The 19,997-nt window shown below is 64.4% G+C and carries 24 protein-coding genes; 12 read left to right on the top strand and 12 right to left on the bottom strand.

Annotated elements, in window-relative coordinates:
- Window positions 1-23 precede the first annotated feature (23 nt).
- Window positions 24-1,526: an amidase gene (locus VI26_RS15635; protein WP_053074453.1), complete on the bottom strand. Its 1,503-nt coding sequence runs from the start codon at window positions 1,524-1,526 to the stop codon at window positions 24-26.
- Between the two features lie 155 nt (window positions 1,527-1,681).
- Between VI26_RS15635 and VI26_RS15630 the strand changes: the two genes are divergently transcribed.
- From VI26_RS15630 to VI26_RS15610, 5 genes are all read left to right on the top strand, one after another.
- The gene (locus tag VI26_RS15630) at window positions 1,682-2,545 is read left to right on the top strand and encodes a hypothetical protein (protein WP_156183903.1); all 864 of its coding nucleotides are present in this window, start codon (window positions 1,682-1,684) and stop codon (window positions 2,543-2,545) included.
- Window positions 2,542-2,943, top strand: coding sequence for a hypothetical protein (locus tag VI26_RS15625; RefSeq protein WP_156183902.1), 402 nt, complete (start codon window positions 2,542-2,544; stop codon window positions 2,941-2,943). Before VI26_RS15630 ends, VI26_RS15625 begins: the two co-directional genes overlap by 4 nt.
- Window positions 2,944-3,118: 175 nt before the next feature.
- Window positions 3,119-3,847, top strand: coding sequence for a pseudouridine synthase (locus VI26_RS15620; protein WP_048410674.1), 729 nt, complete (start codon window positions 3,119-3,121; stop codon window positions 3,845-3,847).
- A 66-nt stretch (window positions 3,848-3,913) separates the two neighbouring features.
- Window positions 3,914-4,885 (top strand): hypothetical protein, encoded by a 972-nt coding sequence (locus VI26_RS24615; RefSeq protein ID WP_053074452.1) that lies wholly within the window; start codon window positions 3,914-3,916, stop codon window positions 4,883-4,885.
- A gap of 252 nt (window positions 4,886-5,137) precedes the next feature.
- On the top strand, window positions 5,138-5,491 hold the full coding sequence (locus VI26_RS15610; protein ID WP_048410672.1) for a hypothetical protein: 354 nt from the start codon (window positions 5,138-5,140) through the stop codon (window positions 5,489-5,491).
- Window positions 5,492-5,554: 63 nt separating this feature from the next.
- Here VI26_RS15610 and VI26_RS15605 read toward each other — a convergent pair whose 3' ends face one another.
- Window positions 5,555-6,820, bottom strand: coding sequence for an Hsp70 family protein (locus VI26_RS15605; RefSeq protein ID WP_048410671.1), 1,266 nt, complete (start codon window positions 6,818-6,820; stop codon window positions 5,555-5,557).
- Window positions 6,821-7,023: 203 nt separating this feature from the next.
- Here VI26_RS15605 and VI26_RS15600 point away from each other — a divergent pair, with 203 nt between their 5' ends.
- From VI26_RS15600 to VI26_RS15590, 3 genes are all read left to right on the top strand, one after another.
- Complete coding sequence (locus VI26_RS15600) at window positions 7,024-7,692, top strand: OmpA family protein (RefSeq protein ID WP_048410670.1); 669 nt, start codon at window positions 7,024-7,026, stop codon at window positions 7,690-7,692.
- Between the two features lie 173 nt (window positions 7,693-7,865).
- The gene (locus tag VI26_RS15595) at window positions 7,866-8,933 is read left to right on the top strand and encodes a DNA-binding protein (RefSeq protein ID WP_048410669.1); all 1,068 of its coding nucleotides are present in this window, start codon (window positions 7,866-7,868) and stop codon (window positions 8,931-8,933) included.
- A 102-nt stretch (window positions 8,934-9,035) separates the two neighbouring features.
- The gene (locus VI26_RS15590) at window positions 9,036-9,272 is read left to right on the top strand and encodes a hypothetical protein (protein ID WP_048410668.1); all 237 of its coding nucleotides are present in this window, start codon (window positions 9,036-9,038) and stop codon (window positions 9,270-9,272) included.
- A 62-nt stretch (window positions 9,273-9,334) separates the two neighbouring features.
- Here the strand turns inward: VI26_RS15590 and VI26_RS15585 are convergent, their stop codons facing one another.
- From VI26_RS15585 to VI26_RS15565, 5 genes are all read right to left on the bottom strand, one after another.
- Window positions 9,335-9,817, bottom strand: coding sequence for a GAF domain-containing protein (locus VI26_RS15585; RefSeq protein ID WP_048410667.1), 483 nt, complete (start codon window positions 9,815-9,817; stop codon window positions 9,335-9,337).
- Between the two features lie 107 nt (window positions 9,818-9,924).
- Complete coding sequence (gene phbB, locus VI26_RS15580; protein ID WP_048410666.1) at window positions 9,925-10,665, bottom strand: acetoacetyl-CoA reductase; 741 nt, start codon at window positions 10,663-10,665, stop codon at window positions 9,925-9,927.
- Window positions 10,666-10,781: 116 nt separating this feature from the next.
- Complete coding sequence (gene rsgA / locus VI26_RS15575) at window positions 10,782-11,657, bottom strand: ribosome small subunit-dependent GTPase A (protein WP_048410665.1); 876 nt, start codon at window positions 11,655-11,657, stop codon at window positions 10,782-10,784.
- Window positions 11,654-11,980 (bottom strand): 4a-hydroxytetrahydrobiopterin dehydratase, encoded by a 327-nt coding sequence (locus VI26_RS15570; protein WP_048410664.1) that lies wholly within the window; start codon window positions 11,978-11,980, stop codon window positions 11,654-11,656. The genes rsgA and VI26_RS15570 overlap by 4 nt, the downstream gene beginning before the upstream one ends.
- Before the next feature lies 1 nt (window position 11,981).
- Complete coding sequence (locus VI26_RS15565; RefSeq protein ID WP_048410663.1) at window positions 11,982-13,226, bottom strand: M48 family metallopeptidase; 1,245 nt, start codon at window positions 13,224-13,226, stop codon at window positions 11,982-11,984.
- A gap of 80 nt (window positions 13,227-13,306) precedes the next feature.
- Between VI26_RS15565 and orn the strand changes: the two genes are divergently transcribed.
- The 3 genes from orn to VI26_RS15550 all read left to right on the top strand — a co-directional run bounded on the left by orn (window position 13,307) and on the right by VI26_RS15550 (window position 16,097).
- A complete protein-coding gene (gene orn / locus VI26_RS15560; RefSeq protein WP_048410662.1) occupies window positions 13,307-13,852 on the top strand; it encodes an oligoribonuclease in 546 nt (181 codons plus the stop codon).
- Between the two features lie 84 nt (window positions 13,853-13,936).
- The gene (pgi, locus tag VI26_RS15555) at window positions 13,937-15,586 is read left to right on the top strand and encodes a glucose-6-phosphate isomerase (RefSeq protein ID WP_048410661.1); all 1,650 of its coding nucleotides are present in this window, start codon (window positions 13,937-13,939) and stop codon (window positions 15,584-15,586) included.
- Window positions 15,587-15,608: 22 nt separating this feature from the next.
- Window positions 15,609-16,097 carry a CinA family protein gene (locus tag VI26_RS15550; RefSeq protein WP_369799209.1) on the top strand — a complete coding sequence of 163 codons (489 nt, stop codon included), beginning with the start codon at window positions 15,609-15,611 and terminating at the stop codon, window positions 16,095-16,097.
- On the opposite strand, the gene xerC is transcribed toward VI26_RS15550, so the two are convergent.
- The 4 genes from xerC to VI26_RS15530 all read right to left on the bottom strand — a co-directional run bounded on the left by xerC (window position 16,094) and on the right by VI26_RS15530 (window position 18,763).
- Window positions 16,094-16,978, bottom strand: a complete 885-nt coding sequence (gene xerC / locus VI26_RS15545; protein WP_048410660.1) for a tyrosine recombinase XerC — start codon at window positions 16,976-16,978, stop codon at window positions 16,094-16,096. The genes VI26_RS15550 and xerC overlap by 4 nt on opposite strands.
- A 1-nt stretch (window position 16,979) precedes the next feature.
- Window positions 16,980-17,834: a MoxR family ATPase gene (locus VI26_RS15540; RefSeq protein WP_048410659.1), complete on the bottom strand. Its 855-nt coding sequence runs from the start codon at window positions 17,832-17,834 to the stop codon at window positions 16,980-16,982.
- Between the two features lie 65 nt (window positions 17,835-17,899).
- Window positions 17,900-18,313: a hypothetical protein gene (locus VI26_RS15535; protein WP_048410658.1), complete on the bottom strand. Its 414-nt coding sequence runs from the start codon at window positions 18,311-18,313 to the stop codon at window positions 17,900-17,902.
- Window positions 18,314-18,325: 12 nt separating this feature from the next.
- Complete coding sequence (locus tag VI26_RS15530; RefSeq protein ID WP_048410657.1) at window positions 18,326-18,763, bottom strand: thioesterase family protein; 438 nt, start codon at window positions 18,761-18,763, stop codon at window positions 18,326-18,328.
- 117 nt (window positions 18,764-18,880) lie between these two features.
- Between VI26_RS15530 and VI26_RS15525 the strand changes: the two genes are divergently transcribed.
- A complete protein-coding gene (locus VI26_RS15525; protein WP_048410656.1) occupies window positions 18,881-19,330 on the top strand; it encodes a universal stress protein in 450 nt (149 codons plus the stop codon).
- 124 nt (window positions 19,331-19,454) lie between these two features.
- On the opposite strand, the gene VI26_RS15520 is transcribed toward VI26_RS15525, so the two are convergent.
- Entirely contained in the window at window positions 19,455-19,778 is a 324-nt protein-coding gene (locus VI26_RS15520; RefSeq protein ID WP_048410655.1) for a DNA-binding transcriptional regulator, read from the bottom strand.
- Window positions 19,779-19,997: the final 219 nt, after the last annotated feature.

Genomic DNA, 19,997 nt, shown 5'->3' with positions numbered 1-19,997 from the left:
CGCAGCAGACTTTGAACAGGCTCTTAAGGCGTCGGCGGTCGCCGTTGCGCCCAGGGCTGGGCCTGTTCCAGCTGGCGCGCCAGCCGCAGCAGCGTCAGCTCATCGCCGCAACGGGCGACGAATTGCACGCCTATCGGCAGGCCGGCGGCGTTCCAGTGCAGCGGCACGCTCATTGCCGGCTGTCCGCTCATATTGAAGGGTATGGTCCAGCCCAGGTATTCCATCATCCGGCGCGAGGTTTCCGGGATCAGCTGGCCGAAGCGCAATGTCCAGTCCCAACCCAGCTTGCCCAGAATCCAGCGCGATAGCGTCGCTTCGGCCGGGCTGGGCCCCAGGCTGCCGATCGGCGCCGGCGGCTGGTTCAGCGCGGGCGTGGCCAGCACGTCGTAGCTTTGATGGAAGGCGTCCATTGCCCGGGTTTGCGACCAGATGAAGCCGCGCGCCCACGCCAGCTCGCCGGCGCTGAGCCGCTCGCCGTAACGCGCCAGCGCCCAGCTGGCCGGTTCCAATTGCGAATAGCGCGCGGCGGTGCCGGTCTGGCGCTCGATGTCGCGCAGCAGGCCGGCCATCTCGGCGCAGATCAGCACCAGCATCGCGCGCTGATAGTCTTCCGGCGGCGCCAGCGGCAGCTGGACTTCCTCCACTTCATGACCCAGGCCGGCCAGCAGCGCCAGCGCGCCGTCCAGCGCCGCGGCGCAATCCGCGTGCAGCGCGCCGCCCAGAATGGGGCGCTTGGTCCAGGCGATGCGCAGCTTGCCGGGCTCGCGTTGGTGCGCGCTGAGAAAGTCTTGCTCCGGCGCGGGCCAGTAATAGGCTTCGCCGCCGCTGGGCTTGCCGGCCAGCAGGTCCAGCATCGCCGCGCTGTCGCGCACGCTGCGCGTCAGCGCGTGCTGGCAGACCAGGCCTTGCCAGCCCTCGCTGTAATCCGGGCCGGCTGGGCTGCGGCCGCGGCTGGGCTTGAGCCCGAACACGCCGCAGTTGGAGGCGGGGATGCGGATGGAGCCGCCGCCATCGCCGCCATGGGCGATGGGCACGATGCCGGCTGCCACCGCCGCGGCAGAACCGCCGCTGGAGCCGCCCGGCGTCAGCGCCAGATTCCAGGGGTTGCGGCTGGCACCGTAGACTTCGGATTCGGTATAAGGGCAGAGACCCAGTTCCGGCGTGGTGGTCTTGCCGATGAAGATCAGGCCGCCCTGGCGGTAGCGTCGGATGATCTCGGCGTCGCGCGGCGCGACATAGCCGTCGAACAGACGGCTGCCGTTGCGGGTGGGCACGCCGGCGATATCGGCCAGCAAGTCCTTGATCAAGACCGGGCTGCCGGCGAGCGGGCCGCCGCCCTGCGGCTGCGCCAATTGCGCCTGGGCCTGTTCCGGCAGCGGCAGGCACACCGCGTTCAGCGCCGGATTCCATCGTTCCAGCCTGGCCTGGGCGGCCGCCGTCGCCTCGCTGGCCGCGATCTCGCCGCTGGCGATCAGCTGGGCCAGGCCGATGCCGTCGTAGTCTTCGTATTCCTTGAAACAGATCATGCCCGCTCCCTGTGATTTACATGGAATTTGCCGTCGTGTCGCTGCTCGCCATTGTAATGGATGGCTGTGTCTTGTTGTTCAAGTCGCAACAAAATAAAATCGCATGTGCTTGATTGTTGCTTGATGAAATGCATTTCAAATTTTTGGAGGTGGCGATGCGGAATGAGGGAAGGCATGCCTGCGCCGCGCTGGTGCTGACGGCATTGGCGAGTGGAACGTCGGCGGTTGAGACGCCGGGGCGTTTGCGCGCCCAGGGCAAGGAGTCGGTGTACGCCTATGCTGAACTGGCCAAGGGGCGCGAGGTGTTCGACGCCTTCCGCGCGCTGGCGCCGGGCGCCGAGCTGCGCTACCGCCTGTATCCGCATCCGCCGCGGCAGGGCGTGGGCCTGGCCTGGCGCGATGGCGGCGGCACCAAGGGCGCGTTGCGGCTGGCCGGCGACAACAGCTTCACCATGGCGCAACTGGCGGGGCTGGAGCGGCGCAATGCCTGGCTGGTGGCCAGCTTGCCGCCCGCGGAGTTGAGCTGGCGGCCGGTGGTGCGCAGCAGCGGCCTGCCGGCCAATGTCCGGCGGCTGGGCGATTTGCGGTTGGAGTGCCTGGTGGGCGCGCAGGGGCGGGTCAGCCTGCGCGATGAGCGCAAAGTAGCCTGCCTGCCGCCGCCCAATGCCATGTGCCAGGATGATGTGGTGGCTTGCGCGCGGCGGGCCTCGGTGGCCTTGGGCGAGGCCATGCTCAAAGGGCTGACGCGCTTGCAGGGGGAGAAGAACCCCTATGAGCAAGGGCGCGCCCAGTATCTGTTCATCGCGGACAAGCCGGTGTTCAGCGCCACCTTGCAGGAGGGCGGCCGGCAGTTCACCCTGCCGGCGATCTGGCTGTATGGCCGCGCCGAGCCATTCACGCCGTTTTTCCAATGGCCGTACCCGCGCGAGTATTTGTACTCGGTGCCGCTGGAGGTGGGCGAGTGGTCCGATGACGCCTTGGTGGTGCTGGAGCCCATGGTGGCGGAGGGGGGCAAATGAGGCCGGGACGGATATTGGCGCTATGCTGCGCCTGCTGGCTGAGCGCGTGCGCCAGCAGCGGCAGCCAGCAATTGGAAGGCGTGGACGAGCCGGCGGTGAAACGCGTGTTGCAGCGCGGCGGTGGCCGGCAAGAAGTGCTGGCGGCTTTCGGCGAGCCGCAGGACAGGATCAAGTTCGCCAATGAGCGCGAGCTGTGGGTCTACAGCTACATTCAGTACCGGGCGCAATTGCAGAATTTCACCGATCTGGCGCCCTTGATCGGCGCGCAGAACCGCTTCGATAAAGAGTTGGTGCTGCTGTTCGATCCCGGCGGCAAGGTGCTGCAATGGCGGCTGTCCACCCGCGAGGAAGTGCGCGGCACCGGGTTGCTGAACCAGCCGCTGTCTGACGAGCGCTGAGCGGCGGCGAGGATGTCGCGTAGCCAGTTGCGGCGGCATCCCCTACAATAGGGGCAAAATGCAACAGCGGACTTGACGATGGCTTGCGGTTTGGCCTGCTTCTCGCCTTGAGTGCGAGGGCCGGCGCGAATGCCGCGGCGCGCGCAAGCCGCTTTTTTATTGACGGAATGAAATGATGGAACCAGTGCGCTTGTCAAAACGCATGGCCGAGTTGGGGCTGTGCTCGCGCCGCGAGGCGGATAGCTATATCGAACAAGGATGGGTGAAGGTGGATGGCGAGGTGGCCATCCTGGGGCAGAAGGTTTTGCCGCACAACCTCATCGAGGTGGACAAGAAAGCGCAGGACGCGCAGGCCTCGCGCGTGACCATCCTGCTGAACAAGCCCATGGGCTATGTGTCCGGCCAGGCTGAGGATGGCTACGAGCCGGCGGTGGTGCTGGTCAAGCCGGAAAACCAGTGGACCGAGGACAAGAGCCGCCGCCGTTTCTCGCCGCAACATCTGAAGGGCCTGGCGCCGGCTGGCCGCTTGGACATCGATTCAGTGGGCCTGCTGATCCTGACCCAGGACGGTCGCGTGGCCAAGCAGGTCATCGGCGAGCATTCCAGCGTGGACAAGGAGTACTTGGTGCGGGTGGAAGGCGAGCTTTCCGACGAAGGTTTGCGCCTGCTCAACCACGGCCTGGAGCTGGATGGTAAAAAATTGCTGCCGGCCACGGTGGCCTGGCAGAACGAGGACCAGCTGCGCTTTGTGCTGCGCGAGGGCAAGAAACGCCAGATCCGCCGCATGTGCGAACTGGTGGGGCTGCGCGTGGTGGGCTTGAAGCGCATTCGCATCGGCAAGGTCAAGCTGGGCAATCTGCCCACCGGGCAGTGGCGCTATCTGCGCGACGACGAGTCGTTCTAGGCGGCGTGGAATCGATGATTATTTAGCGGAGGACGGATGTTAGGGCGCTTGTTGCAACGATGGGGGTTGGATGCCGAGAGTCGGCGGCGCCAGCGTGAGCAGGAGCAGGCGATCGAGTTATTGGTCGACGCCACCGACAAGCGCCTGCGCTTGTCATCCGGCTACCAGCAGGCCTTGGCGCCCGGCATGCGCATCACTCAGGCCTATCTGACCGAACTGCCGAGCCGGATGCCGGAGCCCTTGTGCCTGTCCCTGCGCGGCTTTGCGCAAGATCCACGGCTGGGCCTGCTGTTTTCCGGCCCGGCCAGCCTGTTGTCCTGCCTGCGGCAGAGCGAGCCCTTGCGCAATTTCTTCCTGTCGGCAAGCCAGGGCGACGAGGCCTGGGCTCTGTTGTCGATGGCGCGCAGCGAGACTGGCCGTTTGGGGGTGGCGATGGAGGGGGGCGAGCTGCGGCGCGAGGTGCCGCAGCAGGTGGTGAGCTTCGACGGCCATCGGCTGGCGATGCCCTGCGCGTCGCGCGAGCTGCTGCTAGAGAGCAGCGCGCGGCGCAGTCAGGAAATGCTGACCACGGTGATCGCCCGGCGCTTGAGCCTGCTGGAGCAGCTGCGCCAGACGCTGGACAATGAGATGTCGCGTTTGCAGCTGCGCATGAGTGTGCTGCGCTGCGAGGCCGGCACCGTGGTGGATGGCTCCTCGGACGGCGCGCCCTTGCCGGATACCTGCGAAGGCGTGCAGCGGCGCATGGACGAAATCGAGCCCCAATTGCGCGAAGCGCGAGGCGCGCTGAGCCTGGAAGGATTGCTGGAGACCGTGCGCCAGGTGCTGGAACATCCGGCCGAGCATTTCCGGCTGGAGTGGCAGACTCTGTATTTGAACCGCATGGGCGTCAAGCAGGACGGGCCGGGCGAGGATGTCACCGAACTGGCGTTCGAAGAGCTGGTGCTGGGGCAGGCCCAGCCGCTGCGGCGCGCGCTGATGCTGGTGCGGGTGACGCGGCAGGCGCTGGCGGAACTGGAGCGGGAGTTCGGCAGCGAATGAGCGTGGCGCGCGGACGTCAAAGCCGGCTTTGCAAAGCTGAAACAGCGACTATGCTTCAACTGTAGAGTCGCTTTCGATCAGCCTTCAGGGCGGCTGATTGAGTCTGCCCCGGCACCAGGCCGGGGTTTTTTTGTGTTCGCCTCATTGCAATGGGATATTTTGCGCCGGGAGCGCGCGGAACGCCCGCCAGGGCTTGCTTTGTGCTATCCTTGCGCCCCTCTTCAGCAACGACCGTGACCCGTCACTCAAACCATGAAAGATCCTTGCGATCACTACACCTTCGATCTGATTGGCGGCGTCCGCAAAAAGCCGGGCCGCAAGCCCTTGGGCGAGCGCGCGATGACGGTGGCCGAGCGCAAGCGCCGCAGCCGCGAGTTGCGCCGCAGCCGTCTGCAGGAGCTGTCGGTGACGGTGGAGCTGAGTCGCGATGCGCAGAAGTCGCTGGACAAGATGATAGAGTGGTGGGGCGTCAGCAAGAAGGAGGCGATCAATCGCGCGCTGATGATAGCCTGTCAATCGCAGACTGGACGCACCGCGCAGCTGTTCGAGTTCGATCTGCCGCCGGAGGCGCGGCGCAAGGGCAAGAAGGCGGCGCCGGGCGCTTGAGGCGGAGCGGACATGCAAAAGGCCGGGCAAATCGCCCGGCCTTTGCTATTGGCGCGCGGGTGTTCAGCCGTAGCGCTTGGCGGCCTCGATCGCCAGGCCGCTGCCAATGCTGCCGAACAGATCACCTTCCACGTGACGGGCCTGGGGCAGCAGGCGCTTGATGCTGTCGCGCAGCGCCGGCACGCCACTGGAGCCGCCGGTGAAGAACACGGTGTCGATGTCATCGGCCTGGGTGCAGGCGTCGCTCAGCAAGCGGCGCACGGTGGCGCCGATCTGGCCCAGCATCGTGTCTATGCTGTGGTTGAACTGCTCGCGGCTCAGTTCGCAATGCAGACCGGCTTCGATGTGGTTCAGGTCCAGCCGGTGCAGTTCCTGGTCCGACAGCTCGATCTTGGCCATTTCCACCTGCATCGCCAGCCGGTGGCCGGCGCGGTCCTGTATCAGCCGGAACAGGCGGTCCAGCACCTGCGGCTGCGCCGCGTCGCGATGCACGTCCTGCAGGTCCATCCAGGCCTTGCGGGTGTAGGCGAAGTTGATGGTGTGCCAGGTGGCCAGGTTGAAATACTGGCTGGACGGCATCTCCGCGTTGTTGCGCAGCCGGCTCTTGAAGCCGAACAGCGGCATCACGCCATGCAGGCTCAATTGTTTGTCGAAATCCGTGCCGCCGATATGGACGCCGCCGGTGGCGAGGATGTCGTCACGGCGCTCGTCCAGGCGGTGGCGTTCCGGCGCCAGCCGAATCAGGGTGAAGTCCGAGGTGCCGCCGCCGATGTCGACGATGAGCACCAGTTCTTCGCGCCCCAGCCTAGCCTCGTAGTCGAAGGCGGCGGCGATGGGCTCGAACTGGAAGGAAATATCCTTGAAGCCGACCTGACGCGCGATTTCGCCCAGCGTGGCCTCGGCTTCGGCATCGGCCTTGGGATTGTCGTCGACGAAATGCACCGGGCGGCCCAGCACTACCTGCTCGAAGGGGCGATCGGCGGCGCGGTCGGCGCGCAGCTTCAATTCCTGGATGAATAGGCTGAGCAGGTGGCGGAATGGCAGCGCCTTGCCTTGCACTTCGGTCTGGCTGTCGATCAGGTTGGAGCCCAGCAGGCTTTTCAGCGAACGCATCAGTCGGCCTTCATAGCCTTCCATGTATTCCTGCAGCGCCAGCCGGCCAAACACGGAATGATCTTCTTCGTAATTGAAGAACACCACCGAGGGCAGGGTGATCTTGCCGTCTTCCAGCGTCAGCAGCGTGGCCTCGTGCGGGCGCAGCCAGCCAACAGTGGAGTTGGACGTGCCAAAGTCGATGCCGCAGGCGCGGGCTGTAGTCAGCGTATTCATATTCCCTCCGGTAAAGCGAGGCGCGATGGTACGCGGATTGGCGCGGCATGGGAAGGCATGGGCAGCAAAATCAAGCGCTTTGCCGTGGCGAAGACCGGTCTTTTGATCTGGCTGGCCGGTGGCGGCGAGACGATGCGTGTATGCTGAAAGCGTGCTCCGCGATGCGTTGGGGCGGGTGATGGACTGATTGAAAGGATCCAGGCATGAATAAACTGATCGTGATGTTTGTTGCGCTTGCGCTGGGAAGCGGCAGCCTGTCGGGCTGTGCCAATATGTCCGAGACGCAGAAAGACACCGGCACCGGCGCGGCGATAGGCGCGGTGGCGGGCGCGGTGCTGGGCGGCCTGACCGCCGGCGGCAACCCGGGGCGCAGCGCGGCCACCGGCGCGGCCTTGGGCGCGGCGCTGGGCGCGGGCGGCGGCTATCTGTGGTCCAAGCATATGCAGGAGCAGAAGGCCGCGATGGAGCAGGCGACCAAGGGTTCGGGCGTCAGCGTCAGCCAGACCGCGGACAATCAGCTGAAGCTGGACATCCCCAGCGATGTGTCTTTTGACGTGGGTCGCTATGATATCAAGCCCAATTTGCGGCCGATTCTCGATCGCTTCGCCGCTACCCTGAACCAGAATCCAGTGACCACGGTGAACATCGTCGGCCATACCGACAACACCGGCAGCAACGCGGTCAACGACCCCTTGTCGCTGAATCGTGCTCGCGCCACCCGCGACTACTTGACGGCGCATGGCGTGGCCGAGGGGCGCATCAGCATCGCCGGCCGCGGCTCGCATGAGCCGGTGGCCAGCAATGCCAGCGCCGCCGGGCGGGCCAAGAACCGGCGCGTGGAGATCTTCGTCGCCGAAGCGGCACGCGGCTAGGCCGACGCTGGCTGGTCGCGGCACATCGGGGGCGGACCGGCTTGCCGGTGCCGCCCCTATTGCATGCACGGCGTGACCGGCGCTGTCGATTTGTTAAATTTGCAATGTAATTCGTAATGGACGGAGGACGGGGTTTGTTAGAATGTCGCCAATAAGCAAGAAGCAGATTCAGCATGGCGACAGATATTTATTCGCGCATCCGGCAGGCTGCGTTCGAACTGGTGGGCGAGGGCGTATGGCCCACGGTGTTGGAAGTGCGGGCCAGGATAGGCGCGGGCTCCAATACCACCATCAATAACACCCTGAAGGAATGGCGGCAGGAGTTCCTGTCGCGCGTGGCGGTGTCCTCGCGGCGGCCGGATTGGCCGGCCGGCCTGGCGGAAGCCTTCGAGCAGGTGTGGCAGCGGGCTTGCGACGAGGCGGACGGCCGGCTGGAATCGCTGCGCCAGGATGCGGAAACCGCGGTGGCCCAGGCGGCGGCGGAGACGCGGGAACTGGAGGCCGGGCTGGCCGCGCGCCAGGCCGAGTTGCAATCCGCCTTGCGCGAACTGGAACTGCGCGCCGCGCGGCTGGCGGACCTGGACGGGCGGCTGAAAGGCGAGGAAAGCCGGCGCCAGATGCTGGAGGAGTCGCAGCAGCAGATGGCGGCCCGCTTGGAGCAGGCGCGACAAGAGCAGGCGCAGGCGCGGCAACAGGCCGAGCAACGCCAGCAGGAACTGGAGCAGCGCGCCGAGCAGCGGGTGCTGGAAGCGCGCGAGGAAGCGGGCAGGCGTGAGAGCCTGGCCTATGAACGGCTGGAAGGCCTGCGTTTGCGGCTGTATGAGCAGATGGAGGAAGAACGCCGCGCGATGCAGCAGGCGCAGGCGCGCCAGGAGGAGGCTTTGCGCCAGAGCCGGCGCGAGCTGACGCGGCAGGATGGCGAGTGGCGCGAGCGAATGGCCGAGCGCGAGCGCGACAATGGCCGGCTGGAGGCGCGGCTGGAATTACTGGAAGAGCGCAATGCGGCGCTGGAGCAGGATGTGTTGCGCCAGGCGGTGCAGCTGGAGCAGGCATCCGCGCGCTTGCTGGACATGGCGAGCGAGAACAGCCGGCTGGCCGGCGAAGTCAATCTGGGCGCGGAGCGGCAATTGGCGCGGCTGGCGGAAGTCCTGGCCGGTGCGCGCCAGGAGTGGTCGGCGCTGGACGAGGCCGGGCTGCGCGAATGGCTGGGGCGGCAGCTGCAACTGCCCTTGCAGGTTTGAGCGGCCGGCGGCGCGCGTATTTCTACTAAGTGCTTGTCACAATGGCGGCCGGGTGCGGCTTTGCTAGTCTGTCGAGATGGGACAGTCCTGATGGAGAGCGAAATGTCATTCGGCGAATACTATCGGGCGCCGGCGTGGATCACGCTGCTGGCGCTGCTGCTGTGGTTTGGCCTGTGCTGGGCCGATGCCGGCTCCGCGCTGTCCGGTCTGTTGGCGATGATCAGCGGCAAGAACCTGATCGTTCTGTCCGGCCTGGCCTTGTTCTGGGGGCTGGAGCTGGCGTTGCGCCATCGCTCGCGGCCTGGCGCCGGGCATGGCCGGCATCACGCATGGCCCTAGTGGGTTGGGCTGGATGAGCAAAAGCGCGCCGCGGCGCGCTTTTTTCATGGGCGAGCGTCTGCTCAGAACAGGCGGGCGAGCGCGGCCGCGATGCGCTCCAGATACTCCGCGTCCACCGCGTCAAAGCTGGCCAGCTCGCTGGAATCGATGTCCAGCACCGCCGCCACTTCGCCGGCGGCATTGAACACGGGAAGCACGATTTCCGAGCGCGCGCTGGAGGAGCAGGCAATGTGGCCGGGGAAGGCGTCGACATCGTCCACCACCAGGGTTTTGCCGGCCTGCCAGGCGCTGCCGCACACGCCCTTGCCAAACGGGATGCGGGTGCAGGCGATAGGGCCCTGGAAGGGGCCGAGCACCAGTTGCTGGCCCTTGACCAGGTAGAAGCCGGTCCACAGCCAGTCGAAGCTGCTGTGCAGGGCGGCGCAGAGATTGGCCAGCGCGGCGATCTGGTCGGTCTCGGATTCAATCAGCGCCAGAGCTTGCGGCAATAGGGTTTGATAGCGCTCCTGCTTGTCGGCGCCTTGGATGATCAGGTGTTCTGCCATGGATGTCGTTGGGGTGGGACTGGGGAAAGCGACAGCATACACAGCGGCCGGGCAAAAAGAAAACGCCACCCGGAGGCGGCGCTGAGATAGGAGCCGGAGCGGCGGCGTCACATCATGTGCTGGCCGCCGTTCATCGCGACATTGGCGCCGGTGATGAAGCCTGCCTGCTCGGAGGCGAGGAAGGCGACCAGCGCGGCGATCTCCTCGGGCTTGCCCAGGCGGCCCACTGGAATCTGCGCGACGATCTTGTTGCGGGTTTCTTCCGGCACCGCCATCACCATGTCGGTGGCGATGTAGCCGGGGGAGATGGTGTTGACGGTCACGCCCTTGCGCGCAACTTCCTGCGCCAGCGCCATGGTGAAGCCATGCATGCCGGCCTTGGCCGCGGAGTAGTTGGTCTGGCCGAACTGCCCCTTCTGGCCGTTGATCGAGGAAATATTGATGATGCGGCCGAAGCCGCGCTCGCTCATGCCATCCACCACCGGTTTGGTCATATTGAACAGCGAATCCAGATTGGTGCGCAGCACCGCGTCCCAGTCGTCCTTGGTCTGCTTTTTGAAGCTGCAGTCGCGGGTGATGCCGGCATTGTTGACCAGCACGTCCACCGGCCCCAGATCCTTGGCCACCTGTTCGGCCAGCGTCTTGCAGGAGGCGGTGTCGCTGACATCGCATTGATAGGCGTGGATGTCATGCAGGCCCAGCCCCTTCATGTCGGCGAGCCAGGCCTGCTCGCGGCCGGACTTGCTGTAGGTGGTGACTACGATGTGACCGCTTTCGGCGAGCGCTTTGCAGATGGCGGTGCCAATGCCGCCCATGCCGCCGGTAACAAGTGCGATTCGCTTATTCATAGTGCTGGCTCCTTTATGGCTGTCTGTCTGGATATGCTTATGCGATACGGCTTTCGATCTCTTTTAGGGTAAGTGAATTACCGCTGTATGTGAATGGAATGTACGCACGCCTTACGTTACGGCCTGGACGGTGAAAGCTCATCCGTTAGGCGCCGCAACAAGGCTAGCCTGGGTCTGGTGATCAAGCCGGCGTCGCATGCAGCCATGATGGCACAGTTCGGCTCCACCCGGTGAGAACAGTTGTGGAAGCGGCATTGCCCTATCAGCGGGCGCATTTCCGGGAAGAAACGGGTCAGTTCCGTGGCCTTCAAATGCTTGAGGCCAAACTCTTGCAAGCCGGGGGAGTCGATCAGATGGCTGTCGGCGTCCAGGTGGTAGAGCGTGGCGTGGGTGGTGGTGTGGCGGCCGGAGTCCAGCGCGGTGGAAATGTCGCCGATGCGGGCGTTGGCATCCGGCAGCAGCGCATTGGTCAGCGTGGATTTGCCCATGCCGGACTGGCCGACGAAGACGCTGGTCTGGCCGTGCAGCAGCGGCAGCAGCGGTTCCACGTCCTGCTTGGCCGACAGCGTGACCAGCTGGTAGCCCAGTTGCCGGTACAGCTCCAGCTTCTGCAGCAAGCCGGCGGTTTCCGGCAGGTCGGACTTGTTGACCACGATGACGGGATCGATGTCGCCGGCCTCGGCGGCGATCAGGCAGCGGCCCAGCAACTCTTCGTTGGGACTGGGCACGGCGGCGATGACGAACAGGATGCGGGTCACATTGGCGGCGATGACCTTGGTTTTCCAGTCGTCCTGGCGGTAGAGCAGGCTGCGGCGCTCTTGCGAGCGCTCGATGACCGCCTGTTCCTTGTTCTGCACCAGGATGTCCACCCAATCGCCGCAAGCGAAATCGACACGCTTGCCGCGGGTGGTGCAATCGTAAACCTGGCCGCCGGATTCGACGATGAAGCGGCGGCCATGGCTGCGGATGATTTGTCCGGTCTGACCTGTCATGGGCGGGCCAGCAGTGCTTCGGTCTTGGCCGCGCAGATGAAGTCGTTCAAGGTCAGGCCGCCGGCGTCGTGGGTGCTGAAGTTGACGACGGCGCGGTTGTAATGCACCGACAGGTCCGGGTGATGGTCTTCGCGGTGAGCGATCCAGGCCAGCGCGTTGACGAAGGCCATGGTGTCGTGGAAGTTGGCGAAGGGGAAGGTCTTGGTCAGTTCGATGCCGCGGATGCTCCAGCCGGGCAGCGCGCCCATCAGCTGATTGATGGTGCTGGCCGCCAGCGGGCTGGCGCCGTGTTGGGCTTCGCAGGACAGTTCGAGCAGATTCATGTCAGCGGTTTCCTTGTAAGTGGTTGATGCGCAGCGCGGCGGGCGGATGCGAGTCGTAGAAAGCGGAGTGCAGCGGGTCCGGCGTCAGCGTGGAGGCGTTGTCGCGATACAGCTTGACCAGGGCGGACACCAGTTTGCCGGCGTCGGTTTCGCTGGCGGCGAAATCGTCGGCCTCGTATTCGTGGCGGCGCGACAGGCCGCTGGACAGCGGCGTGAACGGGAAAGTGAAGGCCGGCGCCACGGTGAAGAACAGGATCAGCGCCATCGCGGTGCTGGGCGTGGCAACGCCGAGGCCGGCATAGAACCACGGCGCGTCCAGCAACTGCCCCAGCAGGAATAGGAAGGCCAGCGACAGCGCGAACGCCAGCGCGATGCGCTTGACGATGTGGCGGCGCTTGAAGTGGCCTAGCTCGTGCGCCAACACCGCTTCGATTTCGGCGTGGTCCAGCTGTTTGAGCAGGGTGTCGAAAAACACGATGCGTTTGCCGGCGCCAAAGCCGGTAAAGTAGGCGTTGCCGTGGCTGGAGCGGCGCGAGCCGTCCATCACGAACACGCCCTGGCTCTTGAAGCCGGCGCGCTGCAGCAGCGCTTCGATGCGCGCCTTGAGCTCCAGGTCCTCCAGCGCGACGAATTTATTGAACAGCGGCGCGATCAGCGTCGGGTAGAGCGCCACCATCAGCAGCTGGAAGCCGGTCCATACCAGCCATACCCACAGCCACCACAGCGGGCCGGAGATGTCCATCAGCCACAGCACCAGCGCCACCAGCGGCAGGCCGATGACGGCGCCGAGCAGCAGGCCCTTGATTTGGTCGATGAAGAACAGCCGCGGCGTGGTCTTGTTGAAGCCAAAGCGGGCCTCGATGCCGAAGGTGGAGTACAGGCTGAGCGGAAAGCTGACGCAGCCGGTCAGTACGGCCACGCCGACGATGAGCAGCAGGCCGGACAGCAGCGGCGAGGCGCTGGCGCCGGCGGCGACGCCGGCCAGCCATTGCAGTACGCCGCCGAAGGTCAGCGCCAGGATCACCACGCAGTCCAGCACGGCGGAAAACAGGCCGAAACGGGTCTTGGCGATGCAATAATCGGCGGCCAGCTGGTGTTGTTGCAAGGCGATGGCGTCGCGAAACGCGGCCGGCACTTCGGCGCGGTGGCGGGCGATGTGGCGGATGTGGCGCCAGCCCAGCCAGAGTTTCAGGGCGAGGGTGGCCGCCAGCGCGGCAAGAAAGAGAGAGCTGAATGCCTCGGTCATCGGGGTCCGTTATCTGCGTCAGGTTTGCCGCCAGCGCGGCAATGAAGGAAAATGGCAGGGTTTTGCAAAGATTGGCAAGTATGACACAAGATCAAATGAACCTCATCTGGCTCGACATGGAAATGACGGGCCTGAATCCAGAGACCGACCGCATCATCGAAGTGGCGATGATCGTGACCGACAGCCAACTGAACGTGGTGGCGGAATCGCCAGTGCTGGTGATTCACCAGCCGGACGCGGTGCTGGACGGCATGGACGACTGGAACAAGAATACCCATGGCAAGAGCGGCCTGATCGAAAAGGTCAAGGCGTCCACGCTGGGCGAGGCGGAGGCCGAGCAGATCCTGCTGGACTTCATGGCCCAGCACGTGCCGCCGCGGATCACGCCGATGTGCGGCAACACCATCCACCAGGACCGACGCTTCATGGTGCGCTGGATGCCCAAGCTGGAGGAGTATTTCCATTATCGCAATCTGGACGTGTCCACGCTGAAAGAGTTGTGCAAGCGCTGGAAGCCGGAAGTGGCGCGCGGCGTGGTCAAGCGCGGCAAGCACGAGGCGCTGGCGGACATTCTGGAGTCGATCGAGGAGTTGCGTTACTACCGCGAGCATTTCCTCAAGCTGTAAGCGAGGGTGTTGTTCCGCGGGGGCGGCTCGGTAAGAGGGCTTGCCCCTTTATTATTGGCAAATCTCATTCCAGCGGCAATCCATATGGCTTCGCAACGCAGTTCCGACATTAATTCCACCCGGGTCTGGGCCCGGCTGCATCAACATCAGCGCGCAACCCGGCACATGCATATGCGCGAGCTGTTCGATGCCGATCCGCAGCGTTTCCAGCGCTTTTCGCTGGAGCTGGACGGCCTGTTGCTGGACTACTCCAAGAACCGCATCACCGAGCGCACGCTGGAACTGCTGTTCGAACTGGCGCGGGAGGCGGACCTGGCCGGCTGGATGGAAAGGATGCGCGGCGGCGAGCGCATCAATGTCAGCGAGGACCGCGCGGTGCTGCATACCGCCTTGCGCCTGCCTGCCGGCGAACGGCTGGAGCTGGACGGCTGTGAACTGGTGGTCGAGGTGCAGGCGGTGCTGCAGCGAATGCGTGTTTTCAGCGAGCAGGTGCGCGGCGGCGAGTGGAAAGGCTTCAGCGGCCGGCGCATCCGCCATGTGGTCAATCTGGGCATAGGCGGCTCCGACCTGGGGCCGCTGATGGTGAAGGAGGCGCTGGCCGCGTATGCGACGCCGGAGCTTGAGGTGCATTTCGTCTCCAATGTCGACGGCGCCCACATCGCCGGCACCTTGCAACGGCTGGATCCCGCCGAAACCCTGTTCATCGTCGCCTCCAAATCCTTCACCACGCCGGAGACGCTGCTGAACGCGCAGGCGGCGCGGCAGTGGTTTCTGCAGGCCGGCGGCGAGGCCGATATCGCGCGCCATTTCGTCGCGGTATCCACCAATCTGCCCGCGGTGCAGGCCTTCGGCATCGATCCCGCGCATATGTTCGGCTTCTGGGACTGGGTGGGAGGGCGCTATTCCACCTGGTCGGCGATAGGTCTGCCAGTGATGCTGGCGATAGGTTTCGACCATTTCCAGGAGTTCCTGGCCGGCGGTCACGTGATGGACCAGCACTTCTTCAGCGCGCCGTTCGCCGCCAATATGCCGGTGCTGCTGGCCTTGATCGGCATCTGGTACAACACCTTCTACCGCGCCCACACCCATGCCATCATGCCTTACGATCATGGCCTGCGCCGGCTGCCGGCCCATGTGCAGCAATTGGACATGGAGTCCAACGGCAAGCGCGTCGGCCGCTACGGCGAGGCGCTGGACTTCGATACCGGGCCGGTGATCTGGGGCGAAGAGGGCGCCAACAGCCAGCACGCCTTCTTCCAGCTGCTGCATCAAGGCACGCGGCTGGTGCCTTGCGATTTCATCATTCCAATGCGCAGCCATTACGCCGTCGGCGAGCAGCATCAGGTGCTGGTGGCCAACTGCCTGGCCCAGACCGAGGCCTTGATGCGCGGCAAGAGCGAGGCCGAGGCAATGCGCGAATTGGCGCATCTGCCGGGCGAGCAGCTGGACATGCTGTTGCCGCAGAAGCTGTTTCCCGGCAATCAGCCGTCCAACACCCTGGCGCTGGACGCGGTGACGCCGCGCGGCGTGGGCATGCTGCTGGCCTTGTATGAACACAAGGTTTTTGTGCAGGGCGTGATCTGGGGCATCAATTCCTTTGATCAATGGGGCGTGGAGTACGGCAAGCAACTGGCGCGCCGCATCCTGCCGGAACTGGGCGCGGCCGACGACGCGCTGGCGCACGACAGCTCCACCAATGGCTTGATCCGTCATTTCAAAACGCGGCGAAGCTGAGAGGATGGTCATGCAAGAAAGCCTGGAATTGGCTCGCCGCTTGGGCGAGCGTCTGCTGGCGGCGGGCGAGAGCGTCGCCGCGGCCGAATCCTGCACCGGCGGCATGATAGCCGCGGCCTTGACCGATATCGCCGGCAGCTCGGCCTGGTTCGGCTATGGCGTGGTCACTTACAGCAATGAGGCCAAGCAGCGCCTGCTGCAGGTGGATGAGCGCGCCTTGCGCGAGCATGGCGCGGTCAGCGAGGCGGTGGTGCGGCAGATGGCGGTCGGCGCGCGGAAACTGTCCGGCGCGGATTGGAGCGTGGCGGTGTCCGGCGTCGCCGGCCCCGGCGGCGGCACGGCGGCCAAGCCGGTGGGCCTGGTTTGGTTCGGCCTGGCCGGTCCGGACGGCTGGAGCGAGGCCTTCAGCTGTCGCTTCGACGGCGACCGCGCGCAGGTGCGCGCTCAGACCGTGATCCGCGCCTTGCAGCGTTTGGACGAGTTGCTGGCCGCGCGCAGCCGCTCGGCTTAATCCTCGTTTTCCGGTTTCTTGCGCGCGCGCGGGTGCGCGTCGTCGTAGACCTTGGCCAGGTGTTGGAAGTCCAGCGCGGTATAGATCTGGGTGCTGGACAGATTGGCGTGGCCCAGCAGCTCCTGCACCGCGCGCAAATCGCCGGAAGACTGCAGCAAGTGCGAGGCAAACGAGTGGCGCAGCATATGCGGATGCACATGCTGCTGCGCGCCGGTCTTGATCGCCCAGTCGCGCAGGCGCTTTTCCACCTGGCGTCCGCCCAGTCGTCCGCCATGGCGGGCGATGAACAGCGCGTTTTCCCCCTCGGCCGCCTGGCGTTGTGCCAGCCATTGTTGCAAGCAGGCGCGCGCCGCGGCGCCCAACGGCGTTATCCGCGTCTTGCCGCCCTTGCCGCGCACGCGCAGCAAGTCGTCGGAGAAGTCGATGTCTTCCAGGTTCAATCCCACCGCTTCAGACAGCCGTAGCCCGCAGCAGTAGATCAGCTCGAATAGTGCGCGATCGCGGACGGATAGCGGATCGGCATCGTCTATCCGGTCCAGCAGCGCCGCGGTGCTATCCACCGGCAGCGCCTTGGGCAGCGGTTTGTCCTGCTTGGGCGCGCGCAGGCCCAGGCTGGGGTCGTCCGGGCGCTGCGCGCTGTCCAACAGCCATTGGTAGAAGCGGCGCCAGGCGGACAGCTTGCGCGCCAGGCTGCGGCTATGCAGCCCTTGGGCGTGCAGCTTGGCCAGCGCCTTGCGCAGTTGGCCGGCCTCGGCTTGCGGCAGCGGCGTGGGGGCGAGCATGGCCGCCAATTGCTCCAGGTCGCGCAGATAGGCCGCGCTGGTGTGGCCGCTGCGGCCGGCCAGCGCCAGCGAGGCGGCGAAGCGGTCCAGGTGTTCCATCTCAGCGGCGCAGCTTGGCCATCTGCATCAGCCGCTCGAACAGTTGCAGGTCCTGTTCGTTCTTCAGCAAGGCGCCGGCCAAGGGCGGCGGCGCATTGTCCTGATGGCGTCGTTTCAGCGCGTCGGCGTCCATGCCTTCGGCGGCCAGCAGCTTCAGCCAGTCCAGCAGCTCCGAGGTGCTGGGCTTTTTCTTCAGGCCGGGCAGCTCGCGGATGGAGAAGAACACTTCCAGCGCCTCGTTGACCAGTTGCTGGCGCAGCGCGGGGAAGTGGACGTCGACGATGGCCTGCATGGTATCCCGTTCCGGGAAGCGGATGTAATGGAAAAAGCAGCGGCGCAGAAACGCGTCCGGCAGCTCTTTCTCATTGTTGGACGTGATGATGATGATGGGGCGTTGGCGCGCGCGCACGAATTCCTGGGTTTCGTGCACGAAGAATTCCATCTGGTCCAGCTCGCGCAGCAAGTCATTGGGGAATTCGATGTCGGCCTTGTCGATCTCGTCGATCAGCAGCACCGGCGCGGTGTCCGCGTCGAAGGCCTGCCACAGCTTGCCCTTGACGATGTAGTTGCGGATGTCGTGCACGCGGGCGTCGCCCAGCTGCGAGTCGCGCAGCCGCGACACCGCGTCGTATTCATACAAGCCGTGCTGGGCCTTGGTGGTGGATTTGATCGGCCAGACTATCAGCTCGCGGCCCAGGCTGTGGGCCACTTCCTCGGCCAGCATGGTCTTGCCGGTGCCGGGCTCGCCCTTGATCAGCAGCGGACGTTCCAGCGTGACGGCGGCGTTGACCGCCATCATCAGGTCTTCGGTGGCGATGTAGTTTTCGGTTCCGGAAAATCGGGTATTGCTCGTCATGGGTGACAGGGGCTTCGAAATGGCCACGGCAGCCGCTTGGGCGGTTGCTGTGGCTTGGAAAGAGGTTAACGGGCGAATTCGCGTTCCAGGTCGTCCAGCGAAATGCCCCAGCTTTTCATCATATGGCTCAGCAGCGCCATTTCCGGCTCGCTGATGGTGCCGTCGGACTTGCTGATGTCCATGGCCAGCACGCAGGCCAGCACGCGTTTGCGGCGGTCGGTGATTTCGGTCAGCAGGCCGTTGATGCGCTCGGCGTCCAGCAGGCGGATGGTGCCGTCGTCGCCGGCTTCGTCGGAGACGTCGTCGCAGTAGTCGACCAATACCTTGGTGAATTGTTTGCGCGGCAGGCCGATCAGGTCATAGACGTGCAGTTTATCCAGCAGCTCCAGTTCGCGCGGGTCCATATTGCCGTCCGTGATCATGAACATGGCCAGCAAGCGAGCCAGCGCTTCCGGGCTGTTGAGCGCGTATTTTCTCATGACGTCTTTCCTTTATTCTGATGTGACGCCAAGCCGGGCCAGAAACACTGGGGGCATGGCGGCAAGCTTGCGGCAGGCATAGTCGAAAAAAACGATGCCAGTCTTCAATCTTGCCACTTCTTTCCCGGTTTTGTCATTGCTTGCCTGATAGAGCAAATCGAAACCGCGCGGACCGATGTCGGCGACGGCGAGGCCAAAGCGCAGCACATCGCCGTGAAAGGCTTCCGCGCGATAGCAGACGGCGGTGTCCGCCACCACGATGCCAAGCCCTTCGACGCTGAGCTCGTGGGCATAGCCTAGACTTTGAAAGAAGCGCAGCCGCGCCTCGTGGGCCAGGCGCAGCACGGCGTCGTTTCCGAGGTGGCCGCCGTAGTTGATGTCGCCGATGCGGACATCGACGCGGGTTTCGAAGGTGAAGCGCTCGGGCAGCTCAAGCTTGATTCTGGGCATGATATGGGCTTTGGGCGAGTCGTTTAACTTGCTTGTTTGTCTTAATCTGGGTCAACAGTACGGTAGCATGGTTTGATAGACTGAAAGTGTAAGGCAAATACAACAAGGAGCAGAGTCATGTATCAGCGCATTTTCGTACCGGTGGATGATAGCGAAACCTCCAATCTGGCGTTGCACGAGGCGTGCCAGCTGGCCAAGGAAGTGGGGGCCAGCCTGAAGCTGGTGCATGTGGTGGACCTGGCGCAGTTTGGCTGGGGCGGCACCGAGTTCCTCGACGCGACCGAACTGCAGAAGTCGATCAAGCAGGCCGGTGAGCAGGTGCTGGGGCAGGCGGGGGCCAAGGCCAAGGAGCTGGGCGTGGAGGCGGATTGCAAGATACTCGAGAGCTGGGGCGACAAGATCGCCGCGGTGCTGGTGGATGAGGCCGGCTCCTGGGGTGCCGATTTGATAGTGATGGGTACCCATGGTTGGAGCGGTTTGATGCATTTGCTAATGGGCAGCGTGGCGGAAGGGGTGCTGAAACTGGCGGACGTGCCGGTCTTGCTGGTGCGCAATCCCGGTGACTAGGCCGATGGCATGCGAGCCGCGCCGCTTTGGCGCGCGCGGCGCGTAGTTGCTTGTCGGACAATTCGAGTGAAAAAATAAAGCCAGCCGGCATTGCTGCGGGCTGGCTTTGTCGCGCGGGAGCCGCTTAGTTGGCGGTGGCTTCCACGCTGCCGTCCTGGGCTTCCAGCTTGGTGCGAACCGCTTTGCGCAGGCTCTTGTACAGGTCCGGGTGGGTTTCCTTGAGGTATTCGACGATTTCGAAGTCCTCGCGACGCACCTTGGACAGGTCGATCTGCTCCACATGCACCAGGCGCAACAGTTCGCGCACCGGCTTTGGCATGTTGCGGCCGCTTTCGTAGCGGGAGCCGCCGGATTGGGTCACGCCGATGCGGCTCCAGAACTCTTGCTGGTTCAGGCCGAGCTTGCGGCGGATTTCACGCGGGTTGGGGATTTTTTCAAACAGTTTCATTGAGTGTTCCTCTCAGTATCAAAGAATATTGGTTCTAATATTTTTTTAGGTTCGTGCCCTGCACCCTAAAAATAGCAAAAAAAATCCATCAGGAATAATTCTGATGCAAAAAAGTTCATGAAGTTCCGTTAAGCACGAACTTCGTTTTTTGCAATGTTAGTGGCTTCTTATTGTCAAGGACAATGGGATTTGCAGGGCGAGACGCGAAAAGATACTGCG

The organism is Chromobacterium sp. LK1, from assembly GCF_001043555.1.
Taxonomy (GTDB): Bacteria; Pseudomonadota; Gammaproteobacteria; order Burkholderiales; family Chromobacteriaceae; genus Chromobacterium; species Chromobacterium aquaticum.
The sequence above is the reverse complement of the archived record's forward strand: the minus strand, read 5'-3'. Positions and strand labels throughout refer to the sequence as shown.

Excerpts from the sequence above, each read along its gene's own strand:
- VI26_RS15605 (WP_048410671.1), bottom strand. The coding sequence starts at position 6,820 with ATGAATACGCTGACTACAGCCCGCGCCTGCGGCATCGACTTTGGCACG.
- VI26_RS15525 (WP_048410656.1), top strand. The coding sequence starts at position 18,881 with ATGTATCAGCGCATTTTCGTACCGGTGGATGATAGCGAAACCTCCAAT.
- VI26_RS15610 (WP_048410672.1), top strand. The coding sequence starts at position 5,138 with ATGAAAGATCCTTGCGATCACTACACCTTCGATCTGATTGGCGGCGTC.
- VI26_RS15630 (WP_156183903.1), top strand. The coding sequence starts at position 1,682 with ATGCGGAATGAGGGAAGGCATGCCTGCGCCGCGCTGGTGCTGACGGCA.
- VI26_RS15565 (WP_048410663.1), bottom strand. The coding sequence starts at position 13,226 with ATGACCGAGGCATTCAGCTCTCTCTTTCTTGCCGCGCTGGCGGCCACC.
- VI26_RS15635 (WP_053074453.1), bottom strand. The coding sequence starts at position 1,526 with ATGATCTGTTTCAAGGAATACGAAGACTACGACGGCATCGGCCTGGCC.
- VI26_RS15590 (WP_048410668.1), top strand. The coding sequence starts at position 9,036 with ATGTCATTCGGCGAATACTATCGGGCGCCGGCGTGGATCACGCTGCTG.
- pgi (WP_048410661.1), top strand. The coding sequence starts at position 13,937 with ATGGCTTCGCAACGCAGTTCCGACATTAATTCCACCCGGGTCTGGGCC.
- VI26_RS15540 (WP_048410659.1), bottom strand. The coding sequence starts at position 17,834 with ATGACGAGCAATACCCGATTTTCCGGAACCGAAAACTACATCGCCACC.
- xerC (WP_048410660.1), bottom strand. The coding sequence starts at position 16,978 with ATGGAACACCTGGACCGCTTCGCCGCCTCGCTGGCGCTGGCCGGCCGC.
- VI26_RS15535 (WP_048410658.1), bottom strand. The coding sequence starts at position 18,313 with ATGAGAAAATACGCGCTCAACAGCCCGGAAGCGCTGGCTCGCTTGCTG.
- VI26_RS15530 (WP_048410657.1), bottom strand. The coding sequence starts at position 18,763 with ATGCCCAGAATCAAGCTTGAGCTGCCCGAGCGCTTCACCTTCGAAACC.
- orn (WP_048410662.1), top strand. The coding sequence starts at position 13,307 with ATGACACAAGATCAAATGAACCTCATCTGGCTCGACATGGAAATGACG.
- VI26_RS15520 (WP_048410655.1), bottom strand. The coding sequence starts at position 19,778 with ATGAAACTGTTTGAAAAAATCCCCAACCCGCGTGAAATCCGCCGCAAG.
- VI26_RS15595 (WP_048410669.1), top strand. The coding sequence starts at position 7,866 with ATGGCGACAGATATTTATTCGCGCATCCGGCAGGCTGCGTTCGAACTG.
- VI26_RS15585 (WP_048410667.1), bottom strand. The coding sequence starts at position 9,817 with ATGGCAGAACACCTGATCATCCAAGGCGCCGACAAGCAGGAGCGCTAT.
- VI26_RS15570 (WP_048410664.1), bottom strand. The coding sequence starts at position 11,980 with ATGAATCTGCTCGAACTGTCCTGCGAAGCCCAACACGGCGCCAGCCCG.
- VI26_RS15625 (WP_156183902.1), top strand. The coding sequence starts at position 2,542 with ATGAGGCCGGGACGGATATTGGCGCTATGCTGCGCCTGCTGGCTGAGC.
- rsgA (WP_048410665.1), bottom strand. The coding sequence starts at position 11,657 with ATGACAGGTCAGACCGGACAAATCATCCGCAGCCATGGCCGCCGCTTC.
- VI26_RS15600 (WP_048410670.1), top strand. The coding sequence starts at position 7,024 with ATGAATAAACTGATCGTGATGTTTGTTGCGCTTGCGCTGGGAAGCGGC.
- VI26_RS15620 (WP_048410674.1), top strand. The coding sequence starts at position 3,119 with ATGGAACCAGTGCGCTTGTCAAAACGCATGGCCGAGTTGGGGCTGTGC.
- phbB (WP_048410666.1), bottom strand. The coding sequence starts at position 10,665 with ATGAATAAGCGAATCGCACTTGTTACCGGCGGCATGGGCGGCATTGGC.